Raw genomic sequence first — 23,195 nt, 5'->3', positions numbered from 1 at the left:
TTTATCGGTATAAGGTAAAGTGACCCACAAACTCTCTGTGGTCGTTTTCACCATTCAGTTTTATAATATGCCAGTAATCACCTGAGGGGAGTTCTTTTCCGTTGTAAGTTCCATCCCAGCCTTGGTCATTTAGGCCCATTCGATATACCACTCTACCATAACGATCATAAATGATAGTTAGTATTTGTGGAAAGCCTTCTTGATTCCGTGGTTTCCAGAAATCATTGTTTCCGTCACCATCTGGTGTAAAGAAGTTAGGAATCTCAATATCAATAAATTCCATAAAGATCTGTGCAGATACCTCACAGCCATTTTCGTCGATAACGGTGACGGTATAGGTATCGGTTCTGTTGATAAAGAAGGTATTGTCGGTGCCATTGTTTACATCACCAAAAAGGAAGGTGTACTCTTGTAAACCACCGGCTGCCACCGCAGTAATTTCATTTATGCCACGCTGTTCTAATATCAGTGTAAGGGGTTCATAAGCGACTATAGTAAACGGAATGGTGTTTATACAGCCGTTGGTATGGGTAATGGCCAAGAAGTGATCTCCTGCCGGGATATTCGTAAAGTTAGGTTCTAATACCATATCCAAAGGATCCGTAGAATCTATAGCATACATTACTTCAGAGACAATGTCGGTATCTTCCAATACTACATTTAAACGGGCCGTAGGAATGTTTCCTGTACATTCGTAAACGGGGGTTACAGTAGCATTTAGGTTTACACCAGCATCAATTTCTACGACAGCATTAGTCTCACAGCCTTGAGCGTCCCGTACAAAAACCACATAGGTACCTGCCGCCAAATCCGTAAATAGTGTCTGATCGGCTATAAAATCGGCGGTATTATTAGAATTTAAGCTGGTGCTGAAAGGGGCGGTGCCACCATTAATCACAAGACTAATAGAACCATCGTTGCTGCCTGCACAAATCTCGGGCAATGCAGTGGCGGTTACCGTTACGGGTTCGGGTGCAAAAATGGTATATTCTAAGACTTCAAAACAGCCATTAACATCCTGTGCCACCACGGTATAGGTAATTCCGGTAGGGCTTCCCGCCAATTCTGTAAAGGTATTTACAGTATCGAACTGATTTAGGTTAGGTGATATGGCGTATATATAATCGCCAGAACCACCAGATAAACTAACTGTAATAGTACCGTCTGTAGCACCTGCGCAACTTACGTTGGTGAAACTGTCGGTGACTACTAAGGGGGCAGGTTCGGTAATTGTGATTACCGTTGAAACAGTTTCACAATCGCCGCTACTAACCCGTATGTAATAATTACCGGCGCCGAGGTTTGCAAAATCACGGGTTGCTTGGGGTCCAGCGATACGGTTGGTCAGCGCAGCATCGGTATAGAGTTCGTACTGATAATTACCTAATCCTCCAGTTGCGGTAGCACGTATAGAAGCTGTAGATTCCCCATTACAGTTAATAATGGCGGCCGAGGCGTCTATAGCTAAAGTTAGCGGAGGAACGGGCTCTATGGAAACCTGATTAGAAAGTAGCGACGTACATCCTAAGGCATCACGCACGTAATACTGGTAATTACCGGCACCTACCGTAAAGGTGTGCACGTTACCACCAGACATGGGCGTAAAAGTGATGCCATCAATACTAAATTGATAAGGCGCTGTACCCCCATTTGCTGTAAGTCGTATCTGTGCATCTGTAGTACAGCTCAGCGGTGCAACCTGGATAAGGAAGGTTGCTACCTCAGAGGGTTCATTTATGGTTACTTGTGTGGTTTCCACATCGCAGTTCCAGCCATCTGAAACCGTGATACTATAGATCCCAGCTCCCAAATTCGTAAATACTTGGCTTGTTTGCGAGCCACTACTAAACTCAATTGCAGTGCCGCTGGCGTCATAATAATTCAGCGCATATTGGTACACCCCTTGGCCACCAACTACGTTTATGGCGCGTACAGAAGCGTTGGTATCGCCAAAACAGGCCAACGTTGTTGGTGTGGCGGTAATGTCGGCCGTAATTGGTACAGCAGGCACCAAGGTTTCCGTGTCATTTAATACACAGCCGTTGGCGTCGGTTATGGCAACTGTAAAATTACCTGCAGCCAATCCGGTAAACACAAAACTTTGCACGTTGTTCGCTGTATAGTTTTGGGAAGTTGTGGTGTTGGTCAACACAATAGCATAGGGCGCAAATCCGCCACTTGGATCTACCAAAATTTCACCCAGATTATTGTCGCAGGTTACCGAAGCCAAAGGAGAAACAACAGCCGTTAATGGGATGTCTGGCGACACAATGCTGACCACATTAGAATCTTCGGAGCAATTGGGCAAGCCTGTTTCCGAAACCCGCACAAAATAACTGCCACCCGAAAGCCCCGATATGGCTAGTGGATTAGAGGACGTGTTTCCGGTGCCTGTAATAGCAGTTGGGGTACCATCAGCATTAAATACTACATAATCATATGCTCCATTTACAACCCCGGTTACTGTTATTTCTAGGGCGCCATTGGCATCCCCAAAACAAGTTACCGGAGTGGTAGCCGAAGCTATTACTTCCACCAGATCAAATGGGGCTATGGGATATGGAGCTGTATCAAAATAACATCCGGTAGTAGTGTCCGTAACTCTAAAGGTGTAGCTGCCCACCGTGGTTAGTTCAAAAGTAGCCGTATTGTAGGTAGGATTTCCTGTAAGTAGGGCATTTGGGTTTCCTACAGGTAATAATTCATAGGTATATACATTGGCGGTATTGCCGTCGTCGTTAGCCGTTATCGTTATAGCCTCCGGACCTGTACAAGAAATAGCTAGGTCTTGAGAAACGGTAGCGGTAAATCGATTTAGTGGCGCTATGGATACCGTATCGGTTGTGGCGCAACCATTAGCGTCGCGCACAAATACGGTAATGTTTTGCGCAAGAGTATTATCGATAATTTCAAAGGTATTGCCTGTCTGGAAATTCATATTATCTATACTGTACACGTAGGGCGCAGTTCCGGTACCCGGAGTAACAATCGCTGTAACTGTTGCTGTATTTGCACCGTTACTTGGGTTGCAGCTAAACGCTGTCGCTGAAACCGCGGCAGCCAAGGCAAAAGGTTCTGATATGGTAAGGTTTTGCCTTACAGAAGCGCACCCTCTTCCGGATATGGCTTCAACTTCATAATCTCCTGCAGCCAAACCTGTAAACAATGGATCGGTTTGTGGCACGGCATTGATTAAATTCCCTAGATCATCGTATAAATTGTATACGTAAATAGGGTCTTCATTAGTTCCGGGAGTCGTAGGCGCTATATTAATACGGATACTGCCATCACTTAGCCCGTTACAAGACACGTTAGAAATAGTTGCCGCAGCTAATGTGGTTACCGATGGGGCATCTAAAGTGGCAGCTATGGTTTTTTCGCAAACAGGGTTTGTGGTGTCCAAATCGCTCACAACAAACGTATAGGTTCCTACTTGAGCTAACCCTGTAAATATACCTGTGGCGTTGTTCAAAGTTGTCGTTCCGTCCGGAAAGGTTACGGTAAAGTCCAAATTGGCCGAGCCACCCGCCACGGTAATGGTGATTTCACCATCCGGTGTGGGCGTACAATCCAACGGTTTTACCACGGTGGCGGTGAGGTTCATTTCTTCATAAAGCAATTCGGCGGGAGTGGTGAACGTACAACCCCATTGGTCGCTAATGGCAACTTCATATGTGCCGGCTCCCAATCCGGTGAACACCCTACCGCTTTGTGGCGCACCAAAAGCAACGCCATCTTTGATGAGTTGATAGGTATAGTTACTTCCTTGGCCACCTGTGGTTCCAATTACCTCTAGTTCTCCCGCTAGGTTGGTACAGTTTTCCTGATTTACCTGTAGCGTTGCAGCGACTGGTGTTGGATCTAAAAGCACAATGTTATTTTGGATCAGTTGCTCACAACCATTTACATCCCGTACCCAAGCTTCATACGTACCGGCGGCGAGATTTTCAAATCGTGGGGAAGCCACAAAGTCGCCTGTGCCGGAAGGAGCTACAGTACCCACATAGTACGTATAGGAGCCCCATCCACCTTGTACATCTGTAATTTGGATAATACCGTTATTCGTGGGGTTACAGGTTATATCCGTTACTACCACAACAGCTGTTATGGGATCACTAGGCCCGGCAATAATAAAGGTCTCGCTGTATGAACATGTTGGGAAGTTAGACTGCGTTACCACTATGCTATAGCTACCCGCCTCTAAATTAGAGACTAAGAAATTTCCATTAGGAGAGCTACCGGTAATGATATCGTCATCTGATGGGTCTAAGGGCGTGTTGTTTACGTCATAATTTAAAACATACGTAATGGTATTTCCGTAGGTTACACCAAGGAGGTGCAGATCCAATTCTACCTCACCGTTGGCATCTCCAAAACAGGTAACATTGGTGGTGCTCACCACATCTAAAGTAAGATTATCTGTCGGAAGAATGGTTTCCGAAGTCGTCACCACACAACCGGTGTCTATATGTCGCACTAAAAAGGTATAGGTTCCGGCAGATAGCCCGCTAAACACATTGGATGCTTGGTAGGTTGCACCATTGTCGATACTATATTCAAATCGGGTTGGGTCACTATTTGTCGATGTGACCGTTATGGTAATTTCCCCATCCCCTCCGGGAGTACAGCTTAATGGATTGGTAATAGCCGCAGTTGCTCCCGATAGCGCATCAAAAGGTGCTATGGTAGCGATTGTAGTGCCTACACAACCGTTACTATCGTACACATTAATCGTATACGTACCCCCAACAATATTGGTTTCTATATAGGTTGGGTTACTCCCTGTTTGTACAATGCTAGCCGTACCGTTATTGATGAATTCATAGATCACATAAGTACCATTACCACCTGTAATTGCAGATCCATCTATAGTGATGCTGGCATTGTTTGTGTTGTTACCAGCACTACAGCCAAATTCAACTACTGTAGCATTTACATTGGCAATGGCTGCCGGTGTGCCGATCACAATATTGGTGATAGCTGTTGTACAATCATTGGTGCCTGTAGCTGTAATGGTATAGGTTCCTGCCGGTAGATTTTCAAAAGAGCTGGTAGCTGCATTGAATGTGCCTGCCAAAGGACTGATGCTATAGGCCAACGGATTGATTCCGTTATCAGTTTGAAAGAGGGTAATGGAGCCGTCATTGGCACCAAAACAGCTTACATCCAAATGGGTTTCTGTAAATACAGGAGTTACCGCAGGGGGAATACGTACCGTAAAAGTCAATGGCGCACAGGAAGGCGTGTTGTTATCATAAACAGAAACCAGATAATCTCCGGCCGCGCTGGCCAAATTCCATACCACACTATTGGCGGGAGACGGGATAGCCGTTCTGGCTTGGTTTACCGGACCGCTTATTTCATAATCAAAAGACCCCGAGCCATTAGAAGCAGAAATAGTAATTTCTCCATTAGGGGTAACCGTACAATCCAATAATTTGGTTACGGAAACCGCAGCCTCCGGTTTTGGGTGAATATCAAAGGATTGGGTTTCACCACATCCATTAAGATCTTGAATGGTGACCGTTTGGCCAAGTCCTGAGCTCAATCCGGATACAGTGTATTGGTTACTGGCATTGAACGTAACATTTTGGAAAGCCGATCCATTAACGCTTATGGCGTATGGGGGTATCCCGGCCTGAGTTAAATCCACCAAAATTTCATAGCTGCCTTCAGGAGCACATTCATCTACCAAAGACAATGCAATTTCTGGTGCCGGATCTGTTGGCATCAGGATGTTTTGCATTTGGATACAGTTGAAGGCATCCTTAATGTACACATCATAAGCGCCACCTTCCACATTAAACACATTTAATGAAGATCCGGCCCAAGTGGCCACTGTTGGTGCAGGGGATCCTACCGGTAAAATTTGATACTCGTAAGGCCCCGTTCCAAATTGTCCGGAGGCGGTTATCACTCCTGCGTTTACGTTACAATTATCGTTTCTTGTAACCGATAGGTTTAAAGCAAGTGGATTTACCGACTGTCGAATAGTAAATTCGCCACCAAAAACAGAACAGCCATTAAAAGCACCGCCCACTTCCGATAGCAGTAAAAAGTACTCGCCCGGAGGCAAAGTAGCAAAGTTGGTTACGGATAGGGCACCTGTAGGTGGGTTAACGGAGGTTGTTCCGCTAAATCCGGTAGACACATTAGATTGCGAATTAAAAATTTCATAATTCACGGCTGTGGCACCACTGTCATAATTGTCAAAGGTGAACGAAATATTCCCGTCGGCCGCCCCGGTACAGGACACATTGGCAACAGTGTCCAGAGTGGCCGTCATATTGGATGGGGAATTTATAGGCGCATCGGCTTCTTCGAAATAAAAGCAATCTGTTGTTAAATCATGAACCACAAACGTATAGGTAATACCGGGGATTAATCCGGTAAAGGTTGCTGTGTCACCACCGGGAGTATCGGGAGGTATATACGTGCTTGAGTAAGGCGCCACAAAGGTCTCTAAAATGGCAAACTCATAATTGCCACTACCTACGGCTGCACCTACAGTTACAATGGCGGTACCTCCTGTAGTACAATCGGCGGTAAGCGTGGTTACATCTATATCGAGATCATTGGGGGGCGATGCTATAATTTCGGTACTAAAAGCAGAACAACCGTTCGCATCTGTGACATCTACTTGATAAATCCCAAATTCTAAAACTGTAAAAGTGTGATCCCTGTTCAATGGCGTTGTAGTATAGGTTTGTGTAACGAAACCGGGAATATTGGCGTTTAAGTAATAGTTGTATTCTGCGGTGCCACCACTAATTCCGGTAATGGTTATAGAGCCTGGGTTGGTTACATTAAGGACGTCATCACAAGTTATAGGCACTGTGGTTACGCTGTAATTGATTACATTGGGTTCCGTAATGGTTGCGAAATCTGTGGTAACGCAGCCTTTGGCATCGGTAACGGTTACCGTATAGTCCCCTGCCGCTAAGCCTGAAGTTTGGGTGCCGTAGTTTACCCCTGTTGTGGTATTTAGTACATTAATGACAAATGGAGCAAGTCCAATAGAGGCATCGAAAGTAATGGCTAAAGCGCCTGAATTATCGCCGTTACATAATAAATTGGTAGGTAGAATGCTGTTGATCACAGGAAGCACTGCCGGATTAATGGTTACGGCATTGGTTTCTACGGTGCACCCTATAGCATCGGTTACTCTAAAAATATAGGTTCCGTCTGCATTGGTAGTAAAAATATTTCCTGCAAAATTGGTATTGGAATATGTGGTACCCCCATCGCTGGACCATTCGTAGGAAAGTGCGCCATTACCTCCGTTAGCATTGATAGCCACTTGGGCATCTGCCAAACAGGTTAGGTCATTGTTTAAAAGGGCGTTGGCCGTTAATTGTGGGTTTATGGTAACATTTTGTGGCGTTGCAGCACATCCAAATTGATCTCTGACATTGATACTATACGTACCCGCAGTAAGATTGCCAAAAGTATATGAAGTTGCCGCAGCCGGAACAGGAGCCAGCCAAGGACCGCCATTAATGCTAAACAGGAATCCTCCGTTACCGGGAATAGAGGTAACATCTACCAAAATACTACCATCATTATTACCGGAATAACAAGCGGTTGGTGTAGTAGTAAAGGTAGGATTGCTGGGGGATACAATGGTTAATGGTACATCTATGCTATCTTCACAACCATTAACATCCCTAATCCGAACGATATAATCTCCCGCGGGCACATTGGTAAAGGTGGATGTAGCCTGATAGGGAGTAATGATACCGCCTAAGGTATCTTCCAATTGATATTGATAGGCTGGTGTACCTCCCGTAGCCGAGGCAGTGATGGTAGCGCCTAGATTGGCACAGGTAAACGGTGTTGCTACGATGGCGTTGGCTACTACAGGATCGGGCTGCGTAATATCTTGCGTAAGCGTAATAGTACAACTAGGATCTAAAACATCGCGTACAATAATGGTATAGGTACCAGCCCCTAAATTTGGTATTGTAATCGGACTAACAGTTTGTGGCGCAGAGAAGGCACCACCGTTAATATTGTATTCAAATCCGTTTATGGGATTAAAATTTTCTACTTCAAAAGAAAGCGTACCATCCGTTGTGCCATTGCAACTGTTATTGGTAAAATTAAGAAGGGTAGCTTCAAAGGCACGACCACTCTCTACAATAATGGAAGTAGTTACGGTACAATCGCTTCCGTAGTCTACCGTAAGTGTATGGTTTCCGGGAGCTAGATTACTAAACACATTGGAAGCTTGAGGGGCACCACCGTCTAGACTATAGGTGAAGCTTGGATCATTGGGCAATACGGTTATAATACCGCTACCATCGCAAGCGTAATCTACGGTAGTAGCTAAGACCGGTGCCACAGGTAATGGATTGATGGTGATTGCGGGCAAAGCAAACACACAATTAATAGCATTAGCATCGCGTACACGAACCGAATACGTGCCGTCAGTTAATCCTGAGAATACAGTACCACCGCTTGTCGAAGCGGTCCAAACGCCACCATTTAAGCTATACTGATAGGTTCCTGATCCCCCTGATGTAGGCGTAAGACTTCCTACGGTAATTTCACCAAGTTGCAAACAGCTATAGTTCGCCGTAAGTGCGGCTTCTGCCTGTAACTGGTCGGGTTGGGTTACAACAATGTTTGCGGTTTCCTCACAATTGTTGGCATCCCTAATCCGAATATTGTAGGTTCCGGCGGCCAAATTGTTGAAGTTGCTAGAAAGTTGATATGTAGTACCGTCATCAACACTATACTGATAAGGAGCGGCACCACCTGTTGCTGTTATAGCAATGGAGCCATTGGCCTCACCAAAGCATACTGCGGGTGTAGCGGTTGGGGTTAAATCTAGTGGGGCATTTTGTGTTATTGTAAGGCTCTGTTGGGCTTCGCAAAATCCGCTGTTCCCGTTGTTGTCCCGCACAAACACATCGTACGTTCCTGCACCTGTAACCGATATGGGGTTGGTTGCACTAAAATCTCCTACAACCGGTACTGTACCACTGGCGACAATTGCGTACACGTAATTGGTATCACCCCCGGCCGCCGTAATAGTTACATTGGTAGCGGTTGCGCATGCCGTAATTGGGGCTGCTGATGCAGTCACCGTTAATTCGGGTCGGATTGTAATTGTTTCTGTATCGGTACAATTATTGCCATCCCTAACGATTACAGTATGCGTTCCCGGTGCCAAACCGGAGAAATTGTTAGTAGCGGTAAAGGCACCTCCGTTTAAACTGAATTGATAATTTCCATCGCCTCCTGAGGTTATGTTGGCAGTTAGGGTTAACCCTACGGCAGCGGTGTAACATAGGGCGTTAGGTACAAGTTCCAGTACCGGAGCTATGGCAGCATTGATGGTAATGGAGGAGTCTACTTGGCAACCGTTGGCATCTTCTACCGAAACCAAATAATTTCCTGCTGCGGTTAGTCCGCCAAAGAATCCTGTGGTGTTCGTGAATGTTGTTGCGCCATCGGGGTACATAACGGTATAGCTATAACTACCCCAACCATTGGCTGCTGTTAGTTGTATATTTCCGTTGGCTGTACACGTGGGTTGCGTCGCAGTGGTGCCTAAGGTCAATGCGGCACTTGGAGCACTGATGGTTACTGTGGCTATAGCAGAGCAACTAGTAAAGGTATCCGTAACGGTAATTTCGTAGTTTCCAGCAGCTAAGCCGCTTAAAGGAATTGTGGCGGCTGTTTGGTTAGATCCGGTGAAATTTGCCGGTCCTGTTACAGTGTAATTATAACTACCTGTTCCAAATCCGGATATCGTAAATAGCGCTTCGCCGTCTGCACTGCCAAAACAGGAAACATTGCTCAGCAGTTGTCCCACCACATCAATTGGCGTTACTGGAGCAATAGTAAAGGTTTCTTCATAGGTACAATTCTTGGCATCGGTTACTCTGAAGGTATAGGTATTGGGTGCTAATCCATTAAAATTTGCTGTTGTGCCCGAAATGGAAGTTGCAGCAATCGCAGATGGTGCTAAAATTTCAAAACTAAAAGGTGCGTTGCCGTTCACCACAGTGGCTGTGACGTCCGAAATATTGCTGGGACATGAGGGTGTTGTGGCGGTAAAAGTGAGATCCGTAGGTGGATTTAAGGGTGCTATGGTAATGGGATTGGTGGCAAAAGTACACCCATTGGCATCCCTAACGGTAACGGTATAGGTGCCTGCCGTTAAATTAGTAAAGGTGCTTACGCCCGGAGCCCCAAAAGTAACCCCATTGATGCTGTAGGTATAAGGTGCAGTACCCCCGGTGGTGCCTTGCGCTTCAATACTGCCAAATTGGGTACACGTATACTCTTGCACTAAGACCGCATTAGAGGTCAATGCATTGCTGGGTCCTGAAATGGTATAGTTTTCAAAAAAGTCGCAGGAAGAACCGCCTCGCCGTTGATTTAATCGTACCGTGTAATTGCCTTGAGGTAATCCTGTAAAAACACCTGATGCATTGCTGGTAATTTCATTTCCAACAGCATCGAGTAAAAAGAACGTTAATTGATAACCATTGGTATTAGTAAGGTTAAATGAGATTGAGCCGTTTGCGGCACCAAAACAACTTTCGTTGATAACCGTTGTAGGATCAAATTCTATGGAAGGCACCAGTTCAATGGTAACTGTATTGGATATGGCGAAGCAGTTGTTTCTATCAACAACAACAAAGGTATAATCTCCGGGGTCTAAAATATCAAATATAGTACTGGTTTGAAATTCAGATGCCGGAATGCTCGACGGATCTGGGTATGATGTTACCGTAGTACCAAGGGTGTTCACGAACGACCAAATGGCATAGGTGTGGGGCGTTCTTCCTCCGGTAGACTCCATAAGAATATTCCCTTCCCTGCACGAGATATGTTGTGAAATTCGTGCATTGAGCTGTAAATTTGAAGTATCTAGTATCGTAATTTGTTCTGTATAAGAACAACCATCATCTGTGGTGGCCAGTACATCATACACTCCCGGATTCAGGTTTTGAAAGGTAAAGTTATTATCTAGCGAAGGACCTTGAGTATCTATGGTAACTCCTCCTTGAGATATTTGATAAAAGTATTGAGGTTCAACATTGAGAACGGAAATTGCAATTTCACCTAAACCGGAGCAATCTGTGTCTCTCGAGGTGATATCTACCTGAAAATCTCGGTTTAGTACCCCAATATCCTCCAAACGAAAGATACAACCTCCAACTACACCTTGTTGGCGCATTTCTATAGTGTAGGCACCGTTATTTGGAATGGTAAAACTAGGGCCGTTATTAGCACTATAGGGAACCAGTACCGCCCCGTTAACTGCATTTAACAATTGATATTCATAGGTGGCCGGCATATTGGTTACGGTGATGTTGCCCGGTGTGGCGCAGATGATATCGGTTTTGTTAAACTGTGGATTTAAAGGGTTTTTAAATACGTTGAAATAGAAACGGGTAAAACAGCCATTTTGATAGTTAATAATCAAGCGGTATTGTCCTGCATCGGACGCCAAAAAGGAATTTCCGGTGCTTACCTGATCCCAAGTACAGGTCCCGTTTTTATTGGCGCAATCATCTCCGGAAGAGGCACAACTGGTTTCATCTAACCGCTGCCATACAATGCTTACCGCATCGGGAATATTAATTTGTATAAGCTCGGTATCATTAAGACCGCAAAGGAAAATTTTGGGCAAAAGATCGCCGTCTATAGAGCATGCAACAACTTCGCCTTCTACGGTGTTTGTAGGGTCGTTAATAAGATCGATAATGGGGTTGGTCTGGGTGTTTCCAAACGGAATTACGGTAATGATTTCTTGGAATCCTTTACAGGGATCGGCTATTATTTTATCTACAATGTAGGTGCCTGTTTGGGTTACTAATAAGGTACTTAAATCATTATCAGGGTTACCGTCTGTTATTACAGTATCTGCGGCATCGATAATGCCATTGTTGTTATTATCTCGGTACCATATGTAATCATCAAAATTATCACCGGCATCTAAGAGTACGTTGGCACCACAAAGCTGTACCGTTCTGCTGAAATCACAATCCGATAAGTCATCCAAAAGAAAATTGGTAGCACCGGGGGTTACAAAACCGCAATTATCAAAATCGGATACGCTGGGGTCGTCGGAGATTTGATTATTATTGATAGCGCCCTCATAGGTTGAAAACGCCTGGTTTTGAATAATATCGGTACAGGCATCTATAAAATCGAAACAATTTTCGGCAACACGTACACGCATTCTTATGCTCGAAGGCGGATCGCCCACTTCTACTAAATTCGGAGGGATGGTAAAGGTAATGGTATTGTTTGCAGCGTTGTACACATAGGTGACTCCCGGTGGAAGCACCAAGTTAGCAGGTTGAAAAGTTACGTTAATGGGCAATATATCCCGGATGGTATAGTTTACGGCATTGTCATTTCCGGTATTTTGAAAAGTTAACACATAATCTAATTGTTGACCAAGATTAACACCTGCTCCAGTAATGTCGTTTCCTGCAATGTCTTCTACCTTTTTTTCAAGTACAATCTCCGGCTCAATAATTTCTACATTAAAGGAATTGAAAAAGGGATAATACTGATCTTGGTTCGAGGTAAATCTAAAGGTAGCCGCTGTTTCATTATTGGGGATGACGTTATTGAGCGGGTTGTTGAGCAGAAATATGTCCGTATCATAACCCAATGTATTGACACTATTTGGGGTTCTATTGGCAGCAATAACACCATCTAAAGAAATGGTACTGTTAAAAAAGTTATTCGCAGGATTCGTGGCATTACTCAACGTAGTGAAGCCCGGATTGCTTTGGGCTCTAATACTTGTAGTAACATTCGCTATGCGGTTATCGCCTTCTAATGCAGCTACACCTATATTAGCTCTTACAGGACCAACCGGAATAGTGTTAAACCCAGAATAGTTAATATCCACCACAGGGTTAGCCGCACGAACGCGTGCAAACCCGTCAAACGTAGTGATTAATTTTCCACTGAGAGTTGGGTTTTCATAAATAATGACTAAGGTCCACCCTGCCGAGGCACCGCCTCCGGGTGACAGCGCACCCGTAACAGACCGTACGTTGGCAATGGTATATTCTCCGTTAGGATTGGGAAGGGCGGTAATAAGCGATGTAACATCGGCATAACAAGCATAGGGGCTATTTTGGCGCATAGCAGCCTCTGCGCTAGTGAAGCCATCGTATAGAATTTCGTCGGCAACAACGTCTACATAAGTACCCCCGGGAACGCGAAAGCGTACTTGGTTAAAATCATTTTCTCGCCCTGTGCCAACGGCCTGTCCTGCTTGCGCACTAGGATACGTGGCAGACCAATACAAGCCTGCATATCGAATGAGGTTACAATCTGCCGATGGAAAGGTAAACGTTGCACTACTAGAGCTAAAGGTAGAAGGATCCCCATCAATATCAATATACTGCATATTAAAATTGTCGTTGAACTGCGAGGCTCCTCCAGTGGCATTATAAGGGTCATTCGGTCTATTGCCATTACCGGCATCTCTGTTTAGAATGTTATTGGCAATAAAAGTGAGATCGCCTTTGATATTGGTTTGATACCGGATATCAAAGTCATTGAACTCTTGCGCAAGACCTGTATAAGACCAAAATGCAATACAGGATATAAATAGGGTTTTAACGAAATTTCGTTTCATTAGGTCAGTTGGTTTGGTGTTACACGCATGATCCACATTTTGTCATCATAGGTGTCATTTATTTTGCTGTAATAGGAAATGAGGGCGTTGTTCCAGGAGTCATGCCGTTTTAGGTAAACATAGCGGTACTTATTTTCCGGATTAATGAAATAACCGGCATTGAGTCCTTGAGAATTTAAAAGTTTTACAAATCGATTGGCGTTATTTTGATTGGCAAATACATTTACAATAATGTAATACCCTGTTCCCACACCATCTATTTTCATGGTTTTAGAAGTGGGTGCCGGGGCGGCTGTGTTGTCTTTTACTACTACATTTTTTTGAAGTACATCTACATCATACTGGGCCGCTTTTTCTTTGATCTTGGTTACATTGGTGGCGTATGCTTTATCCGTATATGTAGCGTTGTCTACATTCATTACCCAGAGGTCTCCCTCATACATACCATTCATTTTAGAGGTATAGGTCTGTAGGGCTTCTTGCCAAGAATCAGATTTTTTGAGATATACATATTTTAATCCGTTAGATGGATTTGTAAAATAGCTGGCTTGTATCCCTTTACGTTCCAGTTCATCGATGAATTTTTGAAGATAAAGATCTCCTTTATAGACGTTGGCCACTACATAGTAACCGTCTTCTACACCTTGCAGATTTCTGAATTTTCTGCTTTTCACATTGTTTTGTTGGGCTAATTGAGAAAATTCATCATCCTCCGCATTTTCTACTTTAGAAAGTTTATCTTGTTTGGCGGTAGCCCTAATCCTATCTTGTTGAACTTCCGGTTTTAATGTATTTTCGGTGGTTTGAGTCGATTTTTCTGCCACTGCGTTCTTTTGTGTAGAAAGTTTATGTTGTTCCGCTGTAGCATTAAGCCTGTCTTTTTTAACCTCCGTTTTTGATGTGCCTTCTGCGATGGCAGTTGATGTATCCGTTATGGTTTTGTCTGTAGAAGGGGTTTCTAAAGTGCGTTGGTCTTGTGGGTTGGTCTTAAGAGATGTAGTTGTGGTAGCCGCGTTCAATTTTGCTTCATTCTCTGTACCGTTCGGTATTACATTGTTTTTTGGCGAAGTGTTTTCGGCTAAAGAAGATTCGTCATTATTAATGAAATAGATTTGCTTGGCCCTTTCTTCCAGATCGGGTCGTTCTCCTTGGGTTTCTCTTTTTACCATACGCATGACCATTTCAAAGCGCCGCTCCAAGTCTTTTTGCCTATTGTCTTCCAGAGAATCTTGTCGGAACATAAGTTCGGCCAATATGGCGTCATTTTCAGCCAGTTTCTTTTTCAGATCGTCTATTTCTTTATCCTTATTGGTAAGCACCTCTTCGGTTATTTCAATATTATCTACTAACAAGTCATCATTACGATCTTCTAATAATACTCGGTCTTCCGTAAGATTCGGAGTAAAGGAATAGGCGAAAGAAATTTCATGAGTAAGTCCAAAATTGTCAAAATTGTTAGACAGTCCTTTTTCCATCGTGTACCCAATAGAAATTCGACGGTTTAGATTAAAACCAATTCCTGCTGCAGCACCGTAAAAGCTGTCGTATCCAGCTTGTACCCAGCCCAGTTTAGGAAGATCCAGAATAAGACTTCCGCCCAATACCACTTCTTCTTCACCAACTTTTCGCAATCGGGCTAAAGGCATTAGTCGACCCTGTTCCATAATACCTGATGAATTTTTGAACTGATGGGTATATTGTATATGTCCTGAAAAGGTTTTGTCTTTAAATTCACTAACTGATTCACTAGTGCGTAAATTGTAGTCGATAAGATTTTCGGCAAAGATGCCGAAGTCAAATTTACCATAGGAAATATTGAATCCGGGCTGAAAGGATAATAGGGAACTATCCTGAAACCCGTTAAGAAGAGGGTCTAGATCTATAGGGTTCGCTCTATTTTCGTCAAAGCCGCTATTGTAATACGTAATATTTGCTCCAAAGGTAAAGTTGCTCTTATCGCTTAGCTTTAAGCCATAAGCGTAATTTGCCAAAACACCGAAGTTGGTAATTAAGCCCTCGCGTTGTGTAAATAGGCTGAGGCCTAATCCCGTGCGATCGCTAATTCTACCACTATAGCTCAGGAAATAGGATTGATTATTATCGTCAAAAGAAACCGATTGGTTTCTGTGTAATAGATTCACGTAGGACTTGTCTTCCCTCACCGTAGAAAAGGTAGGATTGATAAGAAAACGGTTATATTTTAAAAGGTTTTGTGCAGGAACGTCATAGGTAATAAAAGGGTTATCGTCCTGAGCGCTAACAAAGGTAGTTAGGGCCAGAAAGCCTACTATGAAATATAGGATGCGTTGGTGTTTCATCTTGGTTTAGCGGATAACGGTTATCGTCCCTTGTTTTAGTATTTGGCCGGCATTCCTTATTTTATAAAAGAAGACCATATTTTGTCTCGGAAAGGAAGTGGTAGATTCCGGCCAATTATTTTGGTAATTGGATTGATTGAAAACCTCTTCTCCCCTATCGTTGTATATAATAATACTGATATCGGCATTTCTGGAAAAACTATTTGGAAGTACCCATTGATCATTTAGTCCGTCTCCATTAACGGTAATCACGTTGGGTACTTTAAAGGTGTCTAAAAATGTGGCGGTAATTTGCTTTGTAATTTCGCAAGCATCAATGTTGGCCACAAGCATATACGATCCTTCTTCAGTAATGGTTAAAGAAGAGGTACTGCTAAGAAGTACATTGTTTATATCATACCATCGATATGCCGTACCGCCGCTAGCGTTTATGGTTCTTGAGTTGCCTTCCGGAAATACCACTTCTGTTGGAGTATCCAACGTAATTAGGGATTCGTCAAAAGGGCTAATAACTATTTCATTAGAATTTAGTGGACAACCATTTCTAGAAACTACCAATCGGTATCTTCCTGAGGCGCTTACATTTAATGAAGTACTGGAAGTATCTAAAAGAGTATCGTTTAAATACCACTCAAAAGATTCACCGTTTAAAGGCATACTACTGCTAATGGTAATAAAATCTGAGGGGTTACAAGTGGTAAAACTTGTGCTGTTTATCGTAAGCGTTTCATTAACCAACAACTGCACGGGCAAGGTGTTCGATACTGGAGTGAAAGTGTCCAATGAGGCGTTTAATTCATATTGCCCATTTTCGTCTATAGACGTAAGGCTTATATTGGAGGTGGTAGCACCGGCAACTGGGGTGCCGTTTTTCGTCCATTGGTAGGTTAGTCTATTGACCAAGTCTGTAGTAACATCTAAAATGTCATTATTGGCCAAAACAGCGGTTATAGTGCCCACACCCAATACAATATCGGTATTTGTACAATCGGTATATGGGGAGCCATAAGTAATGGAAATGTCTAATGCGGTCGGAGCTACTACAGTAGTTACAGGTGACGTTCTGGAAGTTGCAGTACAGCTACCACCGGTTAAAGTAACTTCTGCATAATAGGTACCAACTTGGGTTACACTTAGGCTGTTTGCTGTAGCTCCGGAAATGGCTACGTTGTCTCTAAACCATTGGTAGGTAACGGAAGGAGAAGAGGTGGAAACGGCAAGGACTTTGGTGTCGCCTGGCAATAGCATTATGTTTTCTGAATTATCCCGGGCTACGGTAAAATTGCCTGCATTGGTTATCGTTAGGGGCGTTGAGCGCTCAAGACAGGTTCCGGAACCATTTATTTCTACTTGATAGTTTCCTTCAAATCCGGCAACGGATGCATCTACCGTAAACGTATCGTTATTAACGGCTGGAGCGGTGATCGCAATGCCGTCTTTATACCAGGTATATGTTAATCCTTGTCCGGTAATATTGGCTATTAGGTTTACGGTTTCTCCGGGACATAAGTTGGTGGAAGAGGGCATATTTATGGCTACCCCCAAACTGTTTCCTTCGGAAATGGTGATGTCATTAGAGAGCGTATTGGCCGAGGTGGAACAGATAGAACCATAATCTAGTTCTACACTGTAAATGCCGGATTGAGAAACGGTTATCGATGGCCCTTTTTCTGAAAGTAAGGTGCCGCTTCTGTACCAATTGTACTGATAAGTATTGGGATTTGCTATGTTATGAGGAGCTAGGGTTACATTGTTTCCATCGCATAATTGAATGCTACCTCCAGACGGAATACTTCCATTACCGTTTGGACTAATAAGTAAGGGCGAATTAAAATCGATAAAGTACATGGGCAATGGATCAGACACGGCACCTGTAATAGCCGGACTGGTACTTCGAACTCGTAATCTATAGCCTTCACCGCGAGTATCCGTAGGTAGTGAAAAGCTAAAGGCAAAGTTAAAAGAGGTGTTTTTGGTATTGTCACGTGCTAGTTCAACAGGATTACTAAAGGTGCCATTGGCGTCTGAGAGTTCTAAAATAAAGGTATTAGCACTATTAACCAGCGGTGTATTCCAAGTAAAATCTACAAAATATTCATTAAAGCTTGCAGAGGCGCAGGCCGCAGACCAAATAGAATTACCTGCCTGATTCGGATTATCGGCTGGTGTGGGTTTGTTTAGGGTCTGCGCAATACCATGTCCCATAGCAAAAAGGAGCATAAAGGAAATAACTGAATTTTTTAGAAGTAGTTTTGTCTTCATGATTGCCATATTTTGGTAGCTATAACCGCTTGCAAAGGGGTAAGATTGGGAATGATAAAACGTTATTCATTTACTTTTTTTGATGGTTTTATCGATAAAAGGCATTCTAAAACAGTTATAATTACATTATTCAACAACAAATATGGATTTTAATTACAGCGCAAAGAACTTAATGTTGTGGCGTATATGGAATATGTTGTGAAATGGTATTTAAGTGAAGTGAATCTTTTTTATAGGCACTTGTAATGTCATTTTTCCTACATTTGTGCCTCAATTTCAATGGCATGAGTGAGATAGTGCGGTCGCTAAATTTTATAGAGCATATTATGGAGGATGATTTAAAGGCAGGGTTTCCTCAATCTAAGTTACGATTTAGGTTTCCACCGGAGCCAAACGGGTATTTGCATATTGGTCATGCGAGTTCCATTTGCTTAAATTTTGGCTTAGGGTTACGCTATAATGCCCCGGTGAATTTGCGGTTTGATGACACCAATCCTTCTAAGGAAGAGCAAGAATTTGTAGACGCTATAAAAGCGGATGTAGAATGGTTAGGTTTTACTTGGGACGTAGAGTGTTATGCATCGGATTACTTTCAGCAACTCTATGATTGGGCTATTTACCTTATTAAACAGAACAAAGCCTATGTAGATAGTCAGTCTTCCGAAGCCATAGCTGTACAGAAGGGAACTCCTACGAGTGTTGGTGTAGAAAGTGTTTATAGAAACCGATCGGTACAGGAAAATTTAACATTGTTTCAAGGCATGAGGAACGGTGAGTTTAAGGAAGGAACTCATGTACTTAGGGCTAAAATCGACATGGCTTCTTCCAATATGTTAATGCGAGATCCCGTAATGTATCGCATAATGCATAAGGCACATCATCGCACTGGTACCGATTGGTGTATTTATCCGATGTACGATTGGACACACGGTGAAAGCGATTATATAGAACAGGTTTCGCATTCGTTATGTACGTTAGAATTTGCCATGCATCGAGAGTTGTACGACTGGTTTTTAGATCAAGTAGTACAAGGGGATACGATAAGACCCAAGCAAAGGGAATTTGCCAGACGGAACCTGAGCTATACCGTGGTGAGTAAACGCAAACTGCTTCAATTGGTTACTCAAAAAATCGTCAGGGGTTGGGACGATCCAAGAATGCCTACAATTACAGGAATGCGTCGTCGAGGGTATACGCCGGAAGCTATTCGTAATTTTGCAGATACTATAGGGATCGCTAAACGTGATAATGTAGTAGATGTAGGATTGTTAGAGTTTCATGTACGGGAGCACCTGAATAAAATAGCACCTCGTGTTATGGCGGTATTAGATCCGGTTAAGGTGGTAATTACCAATTATCCGGATGACATGGTGGAGTGGATGGAGACAGAAAATAATCCGGAGGATACTAGTGCCGGCTTTAGAACGGTTCCGTTTTCAAAAGAACTATTTATAGAACGAGAAGATTTTATGGAGGAAGCGAACAGAAAATTCTTCCGGTTAAAATTAGGGGGTGAAGTCAGGTTAAAATCGGCGTATATTATTAAGGCTGAAAGCGTAACAAAAGATACCAATGGGAATATAACTGAAATTCAAGCGACCTACGATCCATTGAGCAGGAGTGGTAGTGGCTCTGAAGAGAGTCTCAGAAAAGTAAAGGGAACCTTGCATTGGGTTTCTGTGGGGCATGCAATTTCTTCCGAGGTGCGACTCTATGATCGTTTATTCACCGATGAAACGCCGGATGCACATAAAGATGTGGATTTTCTAGATTTTATAAATCCTGATTCTTTAAAAATTAGTACCGGTTATCTGGAACCAAGTGTTAAGAATGCGAAACCCGGTGATAGGTTTCAATTTCAGCGGTTGGGCTATTTTAATGTAGATTTGGATACAATGGAAGATCGATTGGTTTTTAATAAAGTGGTTGGTTTGAGAGATACGTGGGCAAAACTTCAAGAGAAGGTGTAAGAATTTATCGAATAAGTTTGGATCAGTCCAAAATCAAAATTAGTTTAAACGAATGACCTTGTAGCAAAATTTTTCTAGCAGGAATGGTTTTTTGTTTGTTTAGGAAAGGAATTGTATTCCGCCAACGAAAATGGTAAAAGAGAAAAGGGTGAGGAAGGCGTTATTATTCGGTGGGCTATTTTTCAGTTAGACTATTGGCTTTTATGGATAGTATCAGGGGCATAATTAAATTTTATATAGTTTAATATAATCATTGGTATTTTCGATGTCAGATGTCTTGCTATATCGATTTTAAGACCTTTTTAAATTTGGGCTTAGCCGTAGGTATACCGGACTATTGAAATGAGAACATAAGGCGTCTAGTGCCTTTTTTCAAAAAAAATCCCTATCAGTACTTTTTGATAGGGATTTTTAATTTTGAAATGGGCAGTGTGTTACTTTCCTTTTAGTTTTTCCTTTTTCATTGCTTCACCAATGACATTGCTTGCTGTAAATGAGGCTACCATATTATTGAGCATGTCGCTACCGGCTTGGGGAGAATTGGGTAAAAGAATGAGATTGGTATGCGTGGCCTCACCAATAGATTGTAGGGTGTCGTAATGTTGGGTTACTACAATAAGGGCGGAAGCTTCTTGAGAATTAATGCCAACTTTGTTTAGTACTTCTACGGATTCCTCGAGACCCCGAGCAATTTCACGACGTTGATCGGCAATCCCTTGTCCTTGCAGACGCTTGCTCTCAGCTTCGGCTTTTGCTTTTTCAACAATGAGAATGCGGGCGGCATCACCTTCAAATTGAGCGGCAATTTTTTCACGCTCAGAGGCATTAATGCGGTTCATGGCTTCCTTAACTTGTGCATCCGGATCAATATCCGTCACTAACGTTTTTATAATATCGTAGCCATAATCTAGCATGGCGTCTTGCAATTCGGATTTAACGGCTATGGCTATATCGTCCTTTTTTACAAATACGTCGTCCAGTTTCATTTTTGGAACTTCTGCCCGTACCACATCAAATACATAAGATGTAATTTGGTCATGAGGGTATTCTAATTGATAGAACGCTTCATACACTTTGCTTTTTATAACAACGTATTGCACAGAAACTTTTAATTTAACAAATACATCATCTAAGGTTTTTGTTTCAACGATAACATCCAATTGCTGAATTTTGAGTCCAATACGTGCAGCAATACGATCTATTAATGGAATTTTTAATTGAAGCCCGGAATGACGAATGCTTTGAAATTTTCCGAACCGTTCTATAATTACTGCGGTTTGTTGTTTCACGGTAAAAAAGGAGGCGAATAGGATAATTACAATAAAAAATACAATAGGAAAAAGTAGAAATGAGCCCATAACGATGTTGTTTTATATTAGGTCTTAAGATAAGAACTCTAAATTAATATTTGGTTGTTTTTTAAATATTTGTGATCTTTTTAATTTAAGTGTTGCAGTGCATTTTTAATACGTATTAGCGTTTCTTTTTTACCTATTAGTTCCAAGATGTTAAAAAGATAAGGTCCTTTCATTTCTCCTACAATAACGAGGCGTAGCGGGGGTATTAGTTGTCCAAAGGAATATCCTTTTTCAGAAATCCATTGTTTTAGAGTAGTTTCAAGGAAATCGGCCGTATAAGGTTCAACGGCTTCTAAGAGGGAAAGAAGTTCTGAAATTACTTGTGGGGTATTAGGTTTCCATTGCTTCGATACCGCGTTTGAATCATAACTTAGAGGAGTTACAAAGAAATAGGAGCTCAGATCCCAAAATTCTTTTACAAAAGTAGCCCTATCTTTAACTAGGGCTATAATTTTGGAAATTTGTTGTATGGCGGTCGGCTCATCGATATTAAAACAAACAGGATTTTGTTGCTGTAAAAGTGCTTGTTTAAGAAGAGGTAAAAATAAACGAGTAAGTTCGTCGTTTGATTTCTGCTGTAGATAATATTGATTATACCACTTGGTTTTCTCTATATCAAAACGGGCACCTGATTTTTGAACCCGCTCTAGACTAAAGGAATCGGTTAATTCTGGTAAGCTAAAAATCTCTTGTTCTGTTCCGGGATTCCAACCCAAAAGCGCTAAGAAATTGACAACAGTTTCCGGAAAGTAGCCTTCTTCCCGATACCCTTTGGTGTTTTCCCATTGAAGTGGAAATACCGGAAATCCCATTATTTCACCATCTCGTTTGCTAAGCTTTCCTTTTCCTGTGGGTTTTAGAAGAAGGGGTAGGTGTGCAAAGGCTGGTGGTCTCCAATCAAATGCGCGGTAAAGAAGATAATGCAAGGCTAACGAAGGAAGCCATTCTTCGCCTCGGATCACGTGGGATATTTCCATTAAATGATCATCTACAATGTTGGCCAAATGATAGGTAGGCATGCCATCACTTTTAAATAGCACTTTATCATCGAGAACATTGGTGTCTATTTCCATAGATCCGCGTATGATGTCTGTTAGGTGTAGTTTTTCATCCTTGGGGCTTTTAAAGCGGATTACGTAATCGACTCCGGAAGCTAAACGTTGAGTAGTTTCGTGCTCAGTAAGGGTTAGGGAGTTGTCTAGTTTCTGGCGGTTATGCCAGTTGTAAATAAAGGTTTTCCCTTTTTCTTCGTGAGTTTTTCTGTGCTTCTCTAGGGAGTCGGTGGTATCAAACGCATAATAAGCGTTTCCTGATGTTACAAGTTGCTCGGCGTATGCTTTGTAGAGATGTTTACGTTCACTTTGTCTATAAGGACCATAGTTACCGGGTAGGCCAGGACCTTCGTCGAAAGGAATACCGCACCATTTTAGCGATTCTATGATGTAGCTCTCTGCTCCGGGAACGAATCTATTCTGATCGGTATCCTCGATACGAAGCACAAAGACACCTTTATGTTTTTTAGCAAATAAGTAGTTGTATAGGGCAGTTCGGATACCGCCAATATGCAACGCACCTGTGGGGCTTGGTGCAAATCGTACGCGTATGGTATGGTTCATAATTAGAAATTTAACAGCAAAGATACTTTAAGTTGATTTAGGAT

Annotated in this window: 6 protein-coding genes; 1 reads left to right on the top strand and 5 read right to left on the bottom strand. The window is 42.7% G+C overall.

The features are described 5' to 3' along the window. Nucleotide 1 precedes the first annotated feature (1 nt). Genes U1E44_RS10220 through U1E44_RS10210 form a run of 3 tightly spaced genes read right to left on the bottom strand, consistent with a single transcriptional unit; the run spans nt 2 to nt 18,207 of the window. Complete coding sequence (locus U1E44_RS10220; protein ID WP_322930984.1) at nt 2-13,627, bottom strand: T9SS type B sorting domain-containing protein; 13,626 nt, start codon at nt 13,625-13,627, stop codon at nt 2-4. Further along, nucleotides 13,627-15,945 carry a PorP/SprF family type IX secretion system membrane protein gene (locus U1E44_RS10215; protein ID WP_322930983.1) on the bottom strand — a complete coding sequence of 773 codons (2,319 nt, stop codon included), beginning with the start codon at nt 15,943-15,945 and terminating at the stop codon, nt 13,627-13,629. The genes U1E44_RS10220 and U1E44_RS10215 overlap by 1 nt, the downstream gene beginning before the upstream one ends. A gap of 6 nt (nt 15,946-15,951) precedes the next feature. Further along, nucleotides 15,952-18,207 carry an Ig-like domain-containing protein gene (locus U1E44_RS10210; RefSeq protein ID WP_322930982.1) on the bottom strand — a complete coding sequence of 752 codons (2,256 nt, stop codon included), beginning with the start codon at nt 18,205-18,207 and terminating at the stop codon, nt 15,952-15,954. Between the two features lie 284 nt (nt 18,208-18,491). Here U1E44_RS10210 and U1E44_RS10205 point away from each other — a divergent pair, with 284 nt between their 5' ends. After that, entirely contained in the window at nt 18,492-20,177 is a 1,686-nt protein-coding gene (locus tag U1E44_RS10205) for a glutamine--tRNA ligase/YqeY domain fusion protein (protein ID WP_322930981.1), read from the top strand. 434 nt (nt 20,178-20,611) lie between these two features. Here U1E44_RS10205 and U1E44_RS10200 read toward each other — a convergent pair whose 3' ends face one another. Further along, on the bottom strand, nt 20,612-21,535 hold the full coding sequence (locus U1E44_RS10200; protein ID WP_322930980.1) for an SPFH domain-containing protein: 924 nt from the start codon (nt 21,533-21,535) through the stop codon (nt 20,612-20,614). A gap of 80 nt (nt 21,536-21,615) precedes the next feature. Further along, entirely contained in the window at nt 21,616-23,151 is a 1,536-nt protein-coding gene (gene gltX, locus U1E44_RS10195) for a glutamate--tRNA ligase (RefSeq protein ID WP_322930979.1), read from the bottom strand. Between the last annotated feature and the right edge of the window lie 44 nt (nt 23,152-23,195).

Source organism: Aurantibrevibacter litoralis (assembly GCF_034651555.1).
GTDB classification, from domain to species: Bacteria; Bacteroidota; Bacteroidia; order Flavobacteriales; family Flavobacteriaceae; genus Aurantibrevibacter; species Aurantibrevibacter litoralis.
Note: the sequence above shows the minus strand (reverse complement) of the source record. Positions and strands in the feature narration are given on the sequence as shown.